Source organism: Diaminobutyricibacter sp. McL0608 (genome assembly GCF_039613825.1).
Classification (GTDB): domain Bacteria; phylum Actinomycetota; class Actinomycetes; order Actinomycetales; family Microbacteriaceae; genus Diaminobutyricibacter.
The window spans coordinates 3,779,777-3,793,850 of sequence record NZ_CP154826.1; the positions used below are offsets into that span (position 1 = coordinate 3,779,777).

Consider the following 14,074-nt stretch of genomic DNA (forward strand, 5'->3'; position numbering starts at 1 on the left):
AAAAGCACAGCGGGCGTTGCGCGGGGTCGCGATACTTGAGGCGTGACCTCCCGGAATGAGCGCGGCCCCGCGCGCGTGACGTCGACCGCGAACCTGCGGCGCGTCGACGGCTCGCCGTTACGCGTGCTCGTCGTCGACGACGAAGAGCTCCTCGCCGAAGCCGTGAGTCTCGCCTTCGAAGCGGACGGGTGGGATGTGCGCACCCTGAACCGGGGCCGGGAAGTCCTGTTCGCCGCGCGCGACTTCGCCCCCGACGTCATCATTCTCGACATCATGATGCCCGACCTCGACGGCTACGAAGTGCTCGCCAGGGTGCGCAACGACCGGGAGGAGACGCGGGTGCTCTTCCTCACCGCGAAGGACTCGCAGGAGGACCGCCTGGTCGGCCTGCGAGCCGGCGGCGACGACTACGTCACGAAACCGTTCAGTATCGCCGAACTCATCGCGCGCGGCAGAAGCCTCGCCCGCAGCTCCACCGGCGTGACCATGGACCCGGGCGAGGCACGGCTGACCGTCGGAGACCTGCAACTCGACGAGGAGACCCGCGAGACCTTCCGCGCCGGCGAGTCCATCGACCTGACCGCGACCGAGTTCGACCTCCTGCGGTATTTCGCCCGCAACCCGCGCCGCGTCCTGAGTAAGGAGCAGATCCTCGCCGACGTGTGGGGGTACGATTTCGGCGCGACCTCCAACGTGGTCGAAATGTACGTCTCGTATCTGCGTCGCAAGATCGACGCGGGGCGCGACCCGATGATCCACACCGTGCGCGGCGCCGGTTACATCCTGAAACCGGCGACGTGAAACGCCCCCGCACCCTGCGCTGGCGGCTGGTGGCCATCCTCGCCGGCCTCCTCGCCGCGACCAGTCTGGTCATCGGAATCGTCACGGTCCTGTCACTCCAGAGCTACCTGCTCGGCCAGGTCGACCAGAACCTCACCCAGGCGTCGCAGCGCGCCGTCGATGCGAAGAACGATCTTCCGCCGCACGGTCAGGGGCCGGGCGGTGGCAACGGCACCGGCAACACGGACACCGACGGCGACCATCCTTTCGTCGGCGCTCCCGGGCAGTCGCCGAACACCGTCGTCGCCGTACTTGTCGACGGCACCGTCGTCGTGCAGGGCTTCACCGACAGCCAGGGCCACCAGCACCAGCTGTCGACGGCCGTGAAGACCCAGTTGCGCGCGGTTCCCCGCGACGGCGACCCGCACACGGTCACGCTCGCCGGTCTCGGCTCGTACCGCGTGGAGAGCACGGCCACTGCTGACGGAACGGTCTTCATCACCGGGCTTCCGCTCGCCAGCGTGCAGGACACGATCGACCAGCTCGCCCTGGTGATCGGGATCGTCGCCCTCGTCGGGCTGCTCCTGGCAGGCGCCGCCGCCGCAGTGAGCGTGAGGCGCGCGCTCCGTCCGTTGCAGCATGTCGCGGCGACCGCATCCGCTGTCACCGAGCTCACGCTCGACCGCGGCGAGGTCCCGGAGACGATGCGGGTGAGCGAGAAGGACATCGAGGCCGGCAGCGAGGTCGGCCAGGTCGGCACTGCGCTCAACCGCCTGCTCGGCCACGTCTCGAATGCGCTGGTCGTGCGCGAGGCCGCCGAGACGAAGGTGCGGACGTTCGTGGCGGATGCGAGCCACGAGCTCCGGACGCCACTTGCGACGATCCGCGCGTATGCCGAACTGTCGCAGCGGACCTACGACGACGCATCCCCTGGCCTCCGGCGCAACGTCGACCGCATCGAGTCAGAGGCGGTGCGGATGACGTCGCTCGTCGAGGACCTCCTGCTGCTTGCGCGGCTCGATTCCGACCCCGAATCGGACGTGCGCGACGTCGACCTCTCGGCGATGGTCACCGAGGCGGTGATGGATGCGCACCTCGCCGGTCCGGACCACACCTGGCGGATGGAGATGAGCGAGGACCCTGTGGTCGTGAAGGCGGATGCTCGACAGCTCCGGCAGGTCGTCGTCAACCTGCTGGCCAACGCGCGCGTCCACACCCCGCCCGGGACGAACGTCGTGACGAGTCTGCGACGCGTCGCCGGCGATCAGATCGAACTGGTCGTGATGGATGACGGACCCGGCATTCCTGCGGACCTCCAGCCGGCCCTGTTCGAACGATTCGTGCGCGGCGATGTGTCGCGGTCGCGCACCGCAGGCAGCACAGGCCTCGGGCTTGCGATCGTGCACGCCGTCGCCGAGGCCCACGGCGGCAGCGTCTCCGTCGAGAGCGCCCCCGGCCGCACCGCCTTCCGCGTCACGCTTCCCGCCTGACCCTGGCGTCCATCCCGCGCATCCGCCCCGCCTTCCCACCCGCCCGCGCCCCCTTCCCACCTGAGCGCCTGCTCACTGGTCCCGAAGTGTCGGTCCGGCTGCCGTTTTGGGCCCAGTGAGTGCCCAATAAGTCGACCAGCGCTCTTTTGGGCGAGGTGACCTCGCCGTAGACTCCGACCAGTTCCACGCGAGGAGCAGTGGGGAGGGGCAATGGCGCGCCAGGCGAAGAGGGATGTCCGCGCAGTCGTCGTGTGGGCGATCGCGCTCCTGGCCGTCACCGCTCTCTGCGCCCTCTGGCTGAACTCGTCCGGAGGCAGCTACCGTGATGTCTCGCCGCCCATTCTGGTCATCGCGTACTCCCCCGCACTCGTCGCGCTCGCGGTCGCCGGCTTCCTTCCGGGCGCGGGAGGTTTCCGTTCGATCCTCGGCCAGTTCCTCCACTGGCGCGCCGGGGTCCGGTGGTACGCGCTCGCCCTCCTCGGGCCGTTCGTGCTCGTGCTGCTGGCGACCGCGATCTTCGTCGGCGTGGGCGGGCATCCGCCGCAGCAGTGGTTCGTCGTCCCTTCAGCGGCCGGCTTCGGCGTGCTGCTTGGTCCGCTCATCGCGGGTTCGATCGGCGAGGAGCCCGGTTGGCGCGGCTTCGGACAGCAACACCTTCAAAGACGGTTACGGATGCTCGGTGCCGCGGTCATCGTCGGCCTCCTCTGGAGCGTCTGGCATCTCTGGCCACTGCTCACCCCCGTCGGACGGGCTGACATCACCGGCGCGGACGTCGCGCAGACCTTCGTGCGGCTGATCTCGACGGCCGTGGTCTACGCCTGGCTCTACAACCGCTCCGGGGCCGGTCTCGCGGTCGTGATGGTCGCCCACGCCGGTCACAACCTGGCGATCGACTTCGCTGCCCCCGAAGTCGCCGGGTCGGAGCTGGGCGGCTGGATCATCGCCGCGCTCTACCTGGTCGCGGCGCTCGTCGTCGTCATCGTCGACCCACGGTTTCGCAGAAAGTGACTGTCCGTCTCAGCGCAGCGGCACCCGCACATCCACCCCGCCCTCCACGGTGAGCCGCGTGCGCATCGACGCCAGGATCGGCGCCGGCACGAACCCGCCCGCGAAGAGAACCTCCCCCTGCCGGAACCGTGGCGCCCGCGCGATGAGGGCGGGAGGCGCGAACCCGAAGATCGTGCCCAGTTCGTCGAGGTCGAGCGGCGAGCTCATCTTCATCAGGGCCAGGTTGTCGCACTGCGAGATGATGCTCGGGTGGATCTTCGACGGCCGCTGCGTGGACAGCAGCAGCCAGAGCCCGAACTTGCGGCCCTCCGCGGCGATCTGGATGATCCGTTCGCGGACCGCCCGGTGCAACGGACCGTCGTTGTCGGGTGAGCACAGGTTGTGCGCCTCGTCGATGACGATCAGGATGGGCCGGCGCGTCTCCCGCTTCGCCCACAGGTCGTCGAGCACGGCCATCGCCACCACGAGCTGCTCGTCGGCGTAGGAGAATCCGCCGAGGTCGACCACGGTCGCGTCGGGGCGCTCGTCGAGGATCTCGGTCACCGCACGATGCTCCTGCGCCCACACCTCCCAGTCGACGAGGCGCAGATTCTCGACCCGGAGCGCGAGCAGGTGCGCCGCCTCGTCGCCGCTGGCACGCAGTCGCGGGATGATCGCATCCGAGTCACCGCTGCCGACCGTCTCCTCGAGGCGCAGCAGCGCGTTGTACTCGGCCCGGTCGACGACGGGGTCGAGCCGGAGCAGCGCCGCCTTCGCCCGCAGGGAGAGCGAGGTGAAGCGCGCGTAGAGCGAGTCGGGTCCGCGGCCGGGACGCAGGATGCGGATGTCGCGCTCCTCGAGTGCGCGCTGCTCGTCGGGGGTTCCCGCGTCCGTCAGCTCGCGCAACCGCACGAAGTCCGCGTTGGGGTCGAAGATCACCATCGGCAGCGCCGCGTGCACGAGCAACTGCTCGAGGACCACCCCGAGGGCGTAGGTCTTGCCCGAACCGCTCTGGCCGCACCAGAACGTGTGCCGGTTGAAGCGGTGGGGCACCAGCCGCGCGGGGATGCCGTCCGCTGACAGCAGGGACCCCACGGACAGGGCGGCGCCGGCTTCCGAGTGCACCAGTCCGATCGTGTCCGCATCGGCGGGTGCGACGACGGCGCTCGTGAACGGCGCCGTCGCCCGGCGGTCGAATCCGTGCTCGCCGATCGCGGCCAGGAGCGTCCCGGCGCCCGCGAGTTCCCCGGTCGGTGTGAATTCGAGCGCGTCGACCTGCCCGATCTGCACCCGGCCGTGCGGCTCTGTGAGGGTGACGAAACCGCCGGGCACGAACGGCGAATCGCTGCTGCCTTCGAATCGGAAGAGGCGGCCGTCGAGAGAGACGGCGGTGGTCGCGGATGTTGTTGTCACCTTGCCGAGGCTATTGCGCGGCCGGGGGCTGCGACAAGCATTCCGCCGGATGCCCGAGTGCGGCAGTTGCGGTCGAGCGTGGCAGTTGTGCCTGACGCTCTCGACCGGAACGGGCGCTCTCGGCGGCGGGGCAGCGCCTAGAGCTGCTCCTTCGTCGGCATCACGACTTCGGTGACGATGAGGATGATTCCCGCGGAGATGGGGATCGCGACGAGCGCGCCGGGCAGCCCGAAGAGCGTGCCGCCCGCCAGCGCCGAGATGAGCACGACCGATCCGGGGATCTTCACCGCCTTGCTCATGACCTTCGGCGTCAGGATGTATGCCTCGACCTGCATGTAGATCAGCATGAAGATCAGGACGACCAGTCCCGAGGTCGGCGAGTGGATGAACGCGAGCACTGTCATCACGGCCGTCGTGAGGATAGTGCCGATCAGCGGGATGAGCGTGATGAAGAACGCGAGGATGCCGATGAGGAACGCGCCCGGCACCTGGGCGATCAGCAGGAGGATCACGCTGTAGACCGCGTTGAAGAACGCGAGGATGACCATCCCGCTCAGATATTTGCCGACATTCTGCAGGATGCGCTCGGTGTACCCCTTGAACCTCTCCCGCCGTGATGCGGCGACCAGGCGGTAGCCGGCCTGCTTGGTCGCGTCGTAGGTGCCGACGAAGTAGATCGTCAGCACCGCGATGAAGAACCCGGTCGTGACACCGTTGATGACACTGAGGCCGAATCCGACCAGGCCGGAGCCGACGGAGGCGATGAACTTCGGGTCGCTGACCTCTTTCGCGACCCAGTTCACGACCTGGCCGAGCACGCCGTTGGAGGCCGCGTTCGACGGATCGAACCACCCCTGTTCCCTCAGGTTCGCGACCTCCTGCGGTATGACCTGGATGAGCGTCTGGATCTGGTTCACGATCAGCGGCACGACCACCCAGATGATGCCGACGAGGACCGCGACGATGAGGAGGATCACTGTAACGATCGCCCACGTGCGGGTCATCCCGTGGCGCTGGAAGAACCGCACCAGCGGGTCGAGGCCGACCGTGATGAACATCGCGAGAAAGATCGAGAACACGATCGTGCGCAGGTTGTAGACCGCGAGGCCGGTGGCGAGGGCGCCGAGGGCGCCGAGCGTCACGATGAAGCCCCACCGCAGCGGGCGTCGCGTGCTCACAGCACCCGTGAAAGGCTGGGACTCCAGTTGCGACTCCGGATGGACCGCAGACTGCGACGCGACCGAAGCCGGCTCACCCGCCGCCGGTGCGACCTCTACGCTGGTCGCTGGCTGGGACACGTTCTCGTCTGTCATGGCGCCCTTCCTTCTCGGCCGAGAGTATTGCGCTTCTGGCTGCTCGACAATACCGCGCGCGTCGCACCCGGCGGACGACTACCATTGGTGAGTCCAGCAACCTCCTCGAGGAGTCGCGGCCATCTCTTCCCTTTCCGAGTCATCGATCGTCGCCCGGTTGCGCGCGGCAGGCTGCGTCTTCGCCGAGGACGAGGCGCGGATGCTGCTGGATGCGGCCTCATCGCCGGAGGACCTCGAGGTGATGGTCCAGCGCCGAGTGGCAGGTGAGCCCCTCGAGGTGATCGTCGGCTGGGCCTCGTTCTGCGGGCTGCGTATGGTCGTCGGGGCCGGGGTGTTCGTGCCGCGCAGGCGCACGGAACTGCTCGTCGAGGAGGCCGGCGCCCTCGCCGCTCCGGGCATGGTCGTCGTCGACATGTGCTGCGGTTCGGGCGCGGTCGCGACGGCCCTGGTCGCACGCCAGCCCGGGCTCGAGATCTACGCTGCCGACATCGAACCGGCCGCGGTGCGTTGCGCCCGCGCAAACCTCGGGACGCGCGGCCAGGTCTTCGAGGGCGACCTGTTCGATCCCCTGCCGGTCTTCATCGTCGGCCGGGTCGACATCATCGTCGCGAATGCGCCGTACGTGCCGACCGACGCGATCGCCCTCATGCCGCACGAGGCGCGCATCCACGAGCCGCAGGTCGCCCTCGACGGCGGTGCCGACGGGCTCGACCTCCAGCGGAGGATCGCTCTCGCCGCGCCCGAGTGGCTGCGACCGCATGGCAGGCTGCTCATCGAGACGAGTGAACGCCAGGCGCCGGAGACGGTACGGGCCTTCGAAGCGGCAGGGTTCGCAGCGAGCATCCTGCGCTCGGAAGAGCTCGACGGAACCGTCGTCATCGGCACCCTGCTCGACTGACGACTAGAGCGGAGCAGCGCGCGGCGCCAGTGCCCGCGCTCGGGCGTCGCACCATATGTAGAAACCGGCATATGCCACGAGCGAGAAGATCATCCCACCCACGAACAGCGCAGCGGACGGGCGTTCCCAGAGCAGGTCGTCGCGGCGGAGGCCGAGAGCCGCCACGATGAAGACGAGGCTGGCGAGCTGAGCCTGAAAAACCCAGCGGAACGCGCTCCAGCGCGCATCCCACAGCATCCACACGTTGACCACGCCGGGCAGCGTCAGCACGGCTCCGGCGACCCGCGCCGTCAGCGGGGTCAACAGCCACGCCCAGACGGCTATGGTCTGCTGCGGCGAGAAGAAGAGGAACAGCCCGGCGACGAGTGCGCACAGGCCGATGACGGCGAGCACCACGCGAACGACCAGGGGCAACGCGTAGTCCCGCTCGTCGGGCACCCCGGGATCCTGACCGCGATTGAGGATGAGCACCGCGAGCACGAGGAACGGCGTGACGACGTAGAGGGTCACCCACACGATGAACGAGATATGCCCGGGATGGAACCTGTCCCAGTGCAGGAAGGTCGCAATCGACAACAGGGTCGCGAAGACGAGCACGGCCGGGAAGCCGTGGCGGACTCGGTGCCACGTGTTCGGCCTCAGCACGTTGATAAAGAAGACGATCCCGCCGAGGTAGGCGGAGGCCAGGAACATCGCGGTCAGCGGCGGCATGATCGTCCAGGCGAAGAGCTGCTCCGTGTCGCCGGGCAGAAGGTAGAGCAGCACCCACGCGACCACGAGGAACGGGATGATGATCAGCGCCACCCACTTCGTATACCGCAGGATGCGGTCCGTCGCGCCCGCGCGACCGCCGGTTTCCGGGTCAGCCGCCATCGCCGGCCTCCACCGGTTGGAGTGCGTACTCGACCGCCTCGTCCAGGGAGAGGCCCCGGCCGGCCGACCGCGCGGCCTCGAACACGGCGGCGAGCTCACCCGCCACAATCGTGTCGACGAACGGGCGGTACAGCGCCTGCGCGGCCGAGTTCAGGAGGCCGCTCTGCGTCCGGATCGTCTGGCACGCCCCCAGCATCCGACCGGCGCGTTCGGCCTCACCGCGCATCGCCGCGATCGCGACCATCCCCTCCAGCCCGTAGGCGACACCTTCGACGTGGCCGAGCTCGACCGACTCCTCGAAGCCGGCGCGGAACTCCTCGGCCGCGAGATCGCTCGCACCGAGCGCCAGGTGCGCCCAGGCCACGTGGTGGATCGCGATGGTCTCGCCGAGCTCGTCATGACGGTCGCGGGTCAGAGTCAGGCTCGCCTCGAAACGGTCAAGCGCATCCTGCGCGCGGCCCTGCGCGAGCGCGAAACGACCCAGCGTGATGAGCGCGAGCGACTCACCCCAGGCATCCCCGCTCTCCCGGAACAAGCGCAGTCCCGTCTCGAAAGCTTCCGCGGCCTGCTCGGGCTCCGGCTTCAGGCGGGCGAGCAGAGCGATGCCGAGCGAGATCACGGCGAGTCCCTCTCCTCCCGGATTGTCGGTGCGGTGGAACAGCTCTGCGCTCTCGGTCAGCCTCTGGGCGACCATGCCGTCCGGGTCCTGCCAGAAACCGATCGACGTCGTGAAGTACAGCGCGATCGCGTGGGTCGCGTCGTCGAGCTCCGTCCCGGAATCCAGGATCTCGTCCATCCACTTCCGGACCTCGCCGAGGTGGCCTCCGACCCACCAGTAGACGTAGAGGGCCCAGGCCAGGTGTGCCGCCCGGTCGTAGCGCTTGGTGTCGAGCAGGTAGCGCTGTACGGACCGCAGGTTGTCGCGTTCGTCGGTGAGACGCTGCACCAGTTCGCGCTGCCGCGGCCCCTCCAGCTCGAATTCGACCCGGTCGCCCTGCTCGAGGTAGTACTCCGCGAGACGTTTCTGCAGCTCCGCCCGCTCGTCGTCGCCCAACTGCTCGAGCGCGTATTCGCGCACGGTCTGCAGCATGACGAACCGAGTCCAGGTGCGACGGTCCTGCTGACTGACCAGGCTGTTGTCGACCAGTTCGCTGAGCACGGTGAGCGCGTCGACGTCGGGTGAGTCGACCGCGACGGCCTCGGCCGCCTCCAGCGAGAAGCCGCCGCGGAAGACTCCGAGCCTGGCGAGCATCCGCCGCTGTTCCTCGTCGAGGAGTCCGGCGCTCCACTCGATCGTGTTGCGCAGGGTCTGCTGCCGCTCGGGCAGGTCGCGGGCGCCGCCGACGAGCACGGCGAGCCTGCGGTCGAGCCGCTCCAGAAGCGAGGCGGGTGAGAGGACGCGGATGCGCGCCGCCGCGAGCTCGAGGGCGAGCGGCACCCCGTCGAGCGCGTCGCAGATCCGCGCGACCGCCTCCTGGTTGTCGGGCCCGACCTCGAAGTCGGGCTTCACCGCACGCGCCCGCTCGGTGAAGAGCGCGACCGCCGGGCTCGCCACGACCTCGTCGAGCGCGGGGCGCCGCGACCAGTCCGGGAGGCCGAGCGGCCCCACTTCATAGCTGCGTTCCCCGCTGATCCGCAGCAGCGCCCGGCTCGTCACGAGCAGCGTGAGCCCGGGCGCCTCGGACAGCAGCCGGGACATCGTCGGTGCAGCGCCGACGACCTGCTCGAAGTTGTCGAGGATGAGCAGTATGCGCCGCTCACGGACGGCTGCGACCAGCTTGTCGAGGATGGGCGCGTCACCCGTGTCGCGCACGCCGAGGGCGAGAGCGATCGCGTTCGGGACGAGCTCCGGGTCGCGTACCGGGGACAGGCCGACGAAGGTGGCACCTCCCGGGTAGCGGCCGGCGATCGCGGAGGCGACCGCGATCGCGAGCCTGCTCTTGCCGATGCCGCCGGGTCCGGTCAGGGTCACCAGGCGCGCGGCGTGATCCGCGAGCATCCGTTCGAGTTCCGCGACATCGTCGTCGCGGCCGATCAGCTGCGTGAGCTGCAGGGGCAGGTAGCCGCGGTCGTTTGCGGGGGCGGGTGCTGCGACCGCGCCGATATTCGCCGCCTCCGCGCCCTCGGAGCTCGCCAGGGCCGCCTCCAGCACGGCGCGGCTCTCGTCGAACCGCTCTGCGAGCAGGGTGGCGAGATCCGCTTCGACCAGCCGACCCAGTTCGGTCGGTGTCGAGAAGTATTTGAACGAGGCCATGTCGTCGTTGCGGATGCGCCCCAGCAACTCGTCCAGGCGCGGCTCGCGCGCATCCGCCGGCTCCTTGATGTACATCAGACGCGGGAGCGTCGACGGTGCGAGGTTGTACTCGTCCTCGAGGCCCGAGACCTCCTCTTCGGGCGCGACCCAGCCGTAACGCTCCCAGTACAGGCCGACGAACACGTCGCTCTGCTCCAGGTAGGCGCGGTACAGCTCGCGTGGCGGGTGCGGCCGGGCGCCCAGCTCGAACATAACCGGAGCGAGGTGGAGGCGCTCGATGGCAGACCGGACCGCCCGGCGCTCAGCAGCGAGTTCCTTGAGTGTCGAGCTGACGAAGACCCGTAATCGCTGATCAGGCGTTCGGATCGTACGAGCGGTAACGCTCATGTCCGAAAGTCTGTTGCCCCGGGGCCGTTCTGTCCAGCCCCGGCCCCGGCCGGTCATCGGAGGGCGCGCGCCAGAGCCACGGCCTCATGCCGGTGGGCGATGGTCTCGAAGCCCACGATGACGACCGCCGGCGAGAGGGTGACGAGGATCAGGCAGGTTCCGATGCTGCCGTCGAGATACGTATAAAGGAGGGCCTGTTCGGTCACGATCGGCCCTCCTCCGCGCGACGTGGCTTTCGCGTCATTCCCGCCGAGACCTAGCGGGCCGTCCAGCCTCCGTCGATCGCGAGGGTCTGGCCGGTGACGAGGGATGCTGCGGGAGAAGCGAGGAACACGACGGCACCGGAGACCTCACGCGGCACGCCGATGCGATGGAGCGCCGCGATGCGCTCGACCGTGTCGGCGCGGAACGCGGGATCGGAGAGGGCGGCGCTCGTGCCGTCGGTCTCGATGAAGGTCGGTGCGACCCCGTTCACCCGGATGCCGTGCTCGCCCCACTCGACCGCGAGGCAGCGGGTCAGGTGCACGACGGCGGCCTTCGCCGTGCAGTACGACGCCTCACCCGGGAGCGCGACGAGACCCGCCTGCGATGCGATGTTCACGATGGACCCGCCGCCCGAGGCGATCATGTGCCGCGCTGCGTGCTGCGAGAGGAAGAAGGTCGACCGCGTGTTGAGCGCCCAGACCGTGTCGAAGTCGGCCTCCGTCACGTCCAGCGCTGCCGCGTTGATGCCGCCGCCCGCGTTGTTGACGAGGATGTCGAGCGAGCCGAACTCGGCGGCGGCGCGGTCGATCGCGTCGCGGCTCTGGTCGAGGTCGGTGACGTCCATGGCGACCGGCAGTGCTCGGCGGCCGAGGGCGGTGATCTCGGCGACCAGGCCATGGTCGGTGAGCGGGTCGCGCATTCCGAGGGCCACATCCGCACCCGCCCGAGCCAGGTCGAGGGCGATCGCGCGGCCGAGGCCGCGTGCCGCACCGGTCACGAGTGCGGTCGAGCCGGTCAGGTCGAACGGGCTCGCGAGCGTGGTCGGTTCCGGTGCCGTCATGGGTGTTCTCCTCGCCGCGGCCGGGGCGACCGCACCACGAGCGTAGCCGCGGTGCGGTGTGCGGAGTATCGTGCGGGTCAGGCGCGCGCCGCAGGGGTGGGGTCGGCGCCCGGGAGCTCCGAAGCGAGAGGCGGTCCGGGAATGGTGCAGACGTGGCGCACCGAAGTGGAACGGCCATGGGTGGGGATGACCGACGAAGAGATGACGGACGTCGAGAGAGCGCGTGCCGACCTGGCGATCGCGGTCGAGGACATCCGGGAGCGCCTGAGCCTGCGCGCGCAGGTGGCCGCTCTGCGGCGTCACCTCGTCGGGGCCTCCCTCTCGCTCGCGGGAGTCTTCGCGCTGGCCGCGCTCATCGTCCTCGTCGGGCGCGCGATCGCCCACCACCGCTCGTAGCCCCCGGCTGGCCCTTTCGGCCTCCAGTTGTTTGATTGCTCGCCAAACTATTGGCAACCAATCGCGCTGGTTCTCGATCTTTTGGCAACCAATCGGCGTCGTCACGCGTGGGACGGCCGCATCGGCTCGCGCGCGAGCCAACCACTGGTCGCCTGGCAAGTCAAGGGGTCGAACCTGTCCCCTGAACGGGGCTAGCGTCTGATCTGGGCTTGATCGCCCTCAAACGAAAGCAGGTCCGAAAAATGAACATTCTGCTCCTCATCGTCGCAATCATTGCGATCGTGCTCCTCTTCACCGGCGGATTCGTGTCAGCCCTGAACTGGCTGCTGTGGGTGGGCATCATCCTCCTTGTTTTGGCGATCATCGTGTGGCTCGTCCGCCTGATCAGCGGTCGTCGCTCGGTATAGCGCCCAGCACCAGTACCACCTGGCCCCCGGAACGTCAGCACCCTGACGGGCCGGGGGTCCGGTCTATCTCCCGAGAGCGAAGGAGGCCGTCATGGCGCCAGGACGCCAGCCGGAACTGAAAGACCAGAAGCTGTACGAGGAGTTGCGCAAAGAGGGCAACTCCAAGGAGAAGTCGGCGCGCATCTCCAACGCCGCCGCCCAGCGAGGGCGCTCGAGCGTCGGCCGAAAAGGCGGCGAATCGGGCTCATACGATGACTCGACCGTAGCCGACCTGCGCAAGCGCGCCAAGGAACTCGGCCTCACCGGGTATTCGTCGAAGAAGAAGTCCGAACTCATCAGCGAGTTGCGAAACCACTGACGCGTCCGCACCGCCGTCGCAGGTCCTTGCGGATGCCGGCCCCAGCGGGAGTAGCGTGGCGTCGTGGTCCGACTCGATGAGGTAGCGCGAACCCTGTACGCGCTGCCTCCCGCCGAATTCGTCCCTGGGCGGAACGCCGCCGCGAAGGACGAGCCCGACCCCGAGGCCGCTCGAACGATCCGCGCCTTCCGCAAGCCATCGGCCGCTGCGGGCGCCGTCAACGCTTTCGTGCGCGCCGAACCGGATGCGGTCGACGAACTGCTCGCGGTCGGGGCCGGCCTGCGCGCAGCCCAGGAGGGCCTCGATCGCGACGCAGTCAGGGATTTCTCACGGCGACGCCAGCAGGTGCTCGCCTCCGCGGAGAAGAAGCTCGCCACGGTCGTCGAAGGTCTCAGCCCGAGCACGCTGCGCGAGGTCGAGGAGACCTTGCAGGCAGCGATGATCGACCGGGCGGCCGCAGCCGCACTGCAGAGCGGATTCCTGGTGCGCGGCCTCGAGTCGAGCGGTCTCGAACCGGTCGACCTGGCGGCGGCCGTCGCGCTCCCAATCGACGTCGAACAGTTCGAGGCGCGGATGCAGGCGCCCGCATCCGGGCCCCCCGCGAAGCGGGCGAAAGCCGGCGAGCCCGCATCCGCATCCGCATCCGACACGGAACCACGCGAATCCGCCGCAGAACGCAAGGCGCGGGAACGCCGCCACACGGCCGCCGTCCAGCGTGCCGAGCGAACCCTCGCCGAACTCACCGAGGTGACGGAGTCGATGTCAGAGGTGGGCGAAAACCTGGCCGCCCTCGAAGCCGAACGCGATCGTCTCTCGCGTGAGCTCGCATCCGCCGAATCGGCTCTCGCCGCCGCGCGCGAGGCCGAACGCGAGCTCCGCCGGCGCCGCAAGTCGCTCGAACGCGAGGCCCGCGACGCCCGCCGGGCCCTCGAATCCGAATCCTGACCCGCCCAGCACAGGAAAAGGCCGGCTGTCACCGAACGTTGAGACCCCGTTTCCTGTGCTCGTCGACCAGGACGCCTGGGGGTTCACATTCGCGGGAGGCGCGCGTAGTGTCGCACACGTTACCCCAGACCCCGGTGACGTCCGGCAGAACAGCCGTCATGAGCAACACCGTAGAAGGGGCGTCAAAGCGATGAAGAAGATCTCGAATGCTGCCGGCAGCTACCTGACCGGCACGGCCATCGCCGACGCGATCATGGAGTACGCGACCGCCTTGTGGAACCAGCGCCGGGTCGCGTTCGTGGACATCCCGTTCGTCAACGGCCAGGGAGTGATCGAGCGCGCGCAGTTCCTGATCGGGTGGGCGAACCAGATCGCCACAGTGAGCGCACGTGCGATCGGCTCCGAACTGCGTGAACCCGAGACCGAACGGCACCTGCGCACAGAGGCGAAGCTGACCGCCGGCGTGATCATCGCGCGTCCCGTGGAGACACCCGACTACACGACGTTCGACGCGTACGAACTCTGACA

At 68.9% G+C, this 14,074-nt stretch carries 15 protein-coding genes; 9 read left to right on the plus strand and 6 right to left on the minus strand.

Annotated features, from left to right (window positions below):
• Window positions 1-42: 42 nt before the first annotated feature.
• The 3 genes from AAYO93_RS18020 to AAYO93_RS18030 all read left to right on the plus strand — a co-directional run bounded on the left by AAYO93_RS18020 (window position 43) and on the right by AAYO93_RS18030 (window position 3,278).
• Window positions 43-801 (plus strand): response regulator transcription factor, encoded by a 759-nt coding sequence (locus tag AAYO93_RS18020; protein ID WP_345762559.1) that lies wholly within the window; start codon window positions 43-45, stop codon window positions 799-801.
• Window positions 798-2,270 carry a sensor histidine kinase gene (locus AAYO93_RS18025; protein WP_345762560.1) on the plus strand — a complete coding sequence of 491 codons (1,473 nt, stop codon included), beginning with the start codon at window positions 798-800 and terminating at the stop codon, window positions 2,268-2,270. Before AAYO93_RS18020 ends, AAYO93_RS18025 begins: the two co-directional genes overlap by 4 nt.
• A 210-nt stretch (window positions 2,271-2,480) precedes the next feature.
• Window positions 2,481-3,278: a CPBP family intramembrane glutamic endopeptidase gene (locus AAYO93_RS18030; RefSeq protein WP_345762561.1), complete on the plus strand. Its 798-nt coding sequence runs from the start codon at window positions 2,481-2,483 to the stop codon at window positions 3,276-3,278.
• A gap of 9 nt (window positions 3,279-3,287) precedes the next feature.
• Here AAYO93_RS18030 and AAYO93_RS18035 read toward each other — a convergent pair whose 3' ends face one another.
• Together AAYO93_RS18035 and AAYO93_RS18040 are read right to left on the minus strand one after the other, a co-directional pair.
• Window positions 3,288-4,670, minus strand: coding sequence for an ATP-binding protein (locus AAYO93_RS18035; RefSeq protein ID WP_345762562.1), 1,383 nt, complete (start codon window positions 4,668-4,670; stop codon window positions 3,288-3,290).
• Between the two features lie 137 nt (window positions 4,671-4,807).
• Window positions 4,808-5,983 carry an AI-2E family transporter gene (locus tag AAYO93_RS18040; RefSeq protein WP_345762563.1) on the minus strand — a complete coding sequence of 392 codons (1,176 nt, stop codon included), beginning with the start codon at window positions 5,981-5,983 and terminating at the stop codon, window positions 4,808-4,810.
• Between the two features lie 157 nt (window positions 5,984-6,140).
• Between AAYO93_RS18040 and AAYO93_RS18045 the strand changes: the two genes are divergently transcribed.
• A complete protein-coding gene (locus tag AAYO93_RS18045) occupies window positions 6,141-6,881 on the plus strand; it encodes a putative protein N(5)-glutamine methyltransferase (protein WP_345762565.1) in 741 nt (246 codons plus the stop codon).
• Between the two features lie 3 nt (window positions 6,882-6,884).
• On the opposite strand, the gene AAYO93_RS18050 is transcribed toward AAYO93_RS18045, so the two are convergent.
• Genes AAYO93_RS18050 through AAYO93_RS18065 form a run of 4 tightly spaced genes read right to left on the minus strand, consistent with a single transcriptional unit; the run spans window position 6,885 to window position 11,440 of the window.
• Complete coding sequence (locus tag AAYO93_RS18050) at window positions 6,885-7,754, minus strand: hypothetical protein (protein ID WP_345762566.1); 870 nt, start codon at window positions 7,752-7,754, stop codon at window positions 6,885-6,887.
• Window positions 7,744-10,395 (minus strand): DUF4062 domain-containing protein, encoded by a 2,652-nt coding sequence (locus AAYO93_RS18055; protein ID WP_345762567.1) that lies wholly within the window; start codon window positions 10,393-10,395, stop codon window positions 7,744-7,746. The genes AAYO93_RS18050 and AAYO93_RS18055 overlap by 11 nt, the downstream gene beginning before the upstream one ends.
• 53 nt (window positions 10,396-10,448) lie before the next feature.
• The gene (locus tag AAYO93_RS18060) at window positions 10,449-10,601 is read right to left on the minus strand and encodes a hypothetical protein (protein ID WP_345762568.1); all 153 of its coding nucleotides are present in this window, start codon (window positions 10,599-10,601) and stop codon (window positions 10,449-10,451) included.
• A gap of 50 nt (window positions 10,602-10,651) precedes the next feature.
• A complete protein-coding gene (locus AAYO93_RS18065; protein WP_345762569.1) occupies window positions 10,652-11,440 on the minus strand; it encodes an SDR family NAD(P)-dependent oxidoreductase in 789 nt (262 codons plus the stop codon).
• A 141-nt stretch (window positions 11,441-11,581) separates the two neighbouring features.
• On the opposite strand from AAYO93_RS18065, the gene AAYO93_RS18070 reads away from it, so the two are divergent.
• The 5 genes from AAYO93_RS18070 to AAYO93_RS18090 all read left to right on the plus strand — a co-directional run bounded on the left by AAYO93_RS18070 (window position 11,582) and on the right by AAYO93_RS18090 (window position 14,072).
• The gene (locus AAYO93_RS18070) at window positions 11,582-11,836 is read left to right on the plus strand and encodes a hypothetical protein (RefSeq protein ID WP_345762571.1); all 255 of its coding nucleotides are present in this window, start codon (window positions 11,582-11,584) and stop codon (window positions 11,834-11,836) included.
• Window positions 11,837-12,078: 242 nt separating this feature from the next.
• Window positions 12,079-12,243 carry a hypothetical protein gene (locus AAYO93_RS18075; RefSeq protein ID WP_345762572.1) on the plus strand — a complete coding sequence of 55 codons (165 nt, stop codon included), beginning with the start codon at window positions 12,079-12,081 and terminating at the stop codon, window positions 12,241-12,243.
• A 91-nt stretch (window positions 12,244-12,334) separates the two neighbouring features.
• A complete protein-coding gene (locus tag AAYO93_RS18080) occupies window positions 12,335-12,601 on the plus strand; it encodes a DUF7218 family protein (RefSeq protein ID WP_345762573.1) in 267 nt (88 codons plus the stop codon).
• Between the two features lie 63 nt (window positions 12,602-12,664).
• Window positions 12,665-13,546: a hypothetical protein gene (locus tag AAYO93_RS18085; protein ID WP_345762574.1), complete on the plus strand. Its 882-nt coding sequence runs from the start codon at window positions 12,665-12,667 to the stop codon at window positions 13,544-13,546.
• 190 nt (window positions 13,547-13,736) lie between these two features.
• Window positions 13,737-14,072 carry a hypothetical protein gene (locus AAYO93_RS18090; RefSeq protein ID WP_345762575.1) on the plus strand — a complete coding sequence of 112 codons (336 nt, stop codon included), beginning with the start codon at window positions 13,737-13,739 and terminating at the stop codon, window positions 14,070-14,072.
• The last annotated feature ends 2 nt before the right edge of the window (window positions 14,073-14,074 follow it).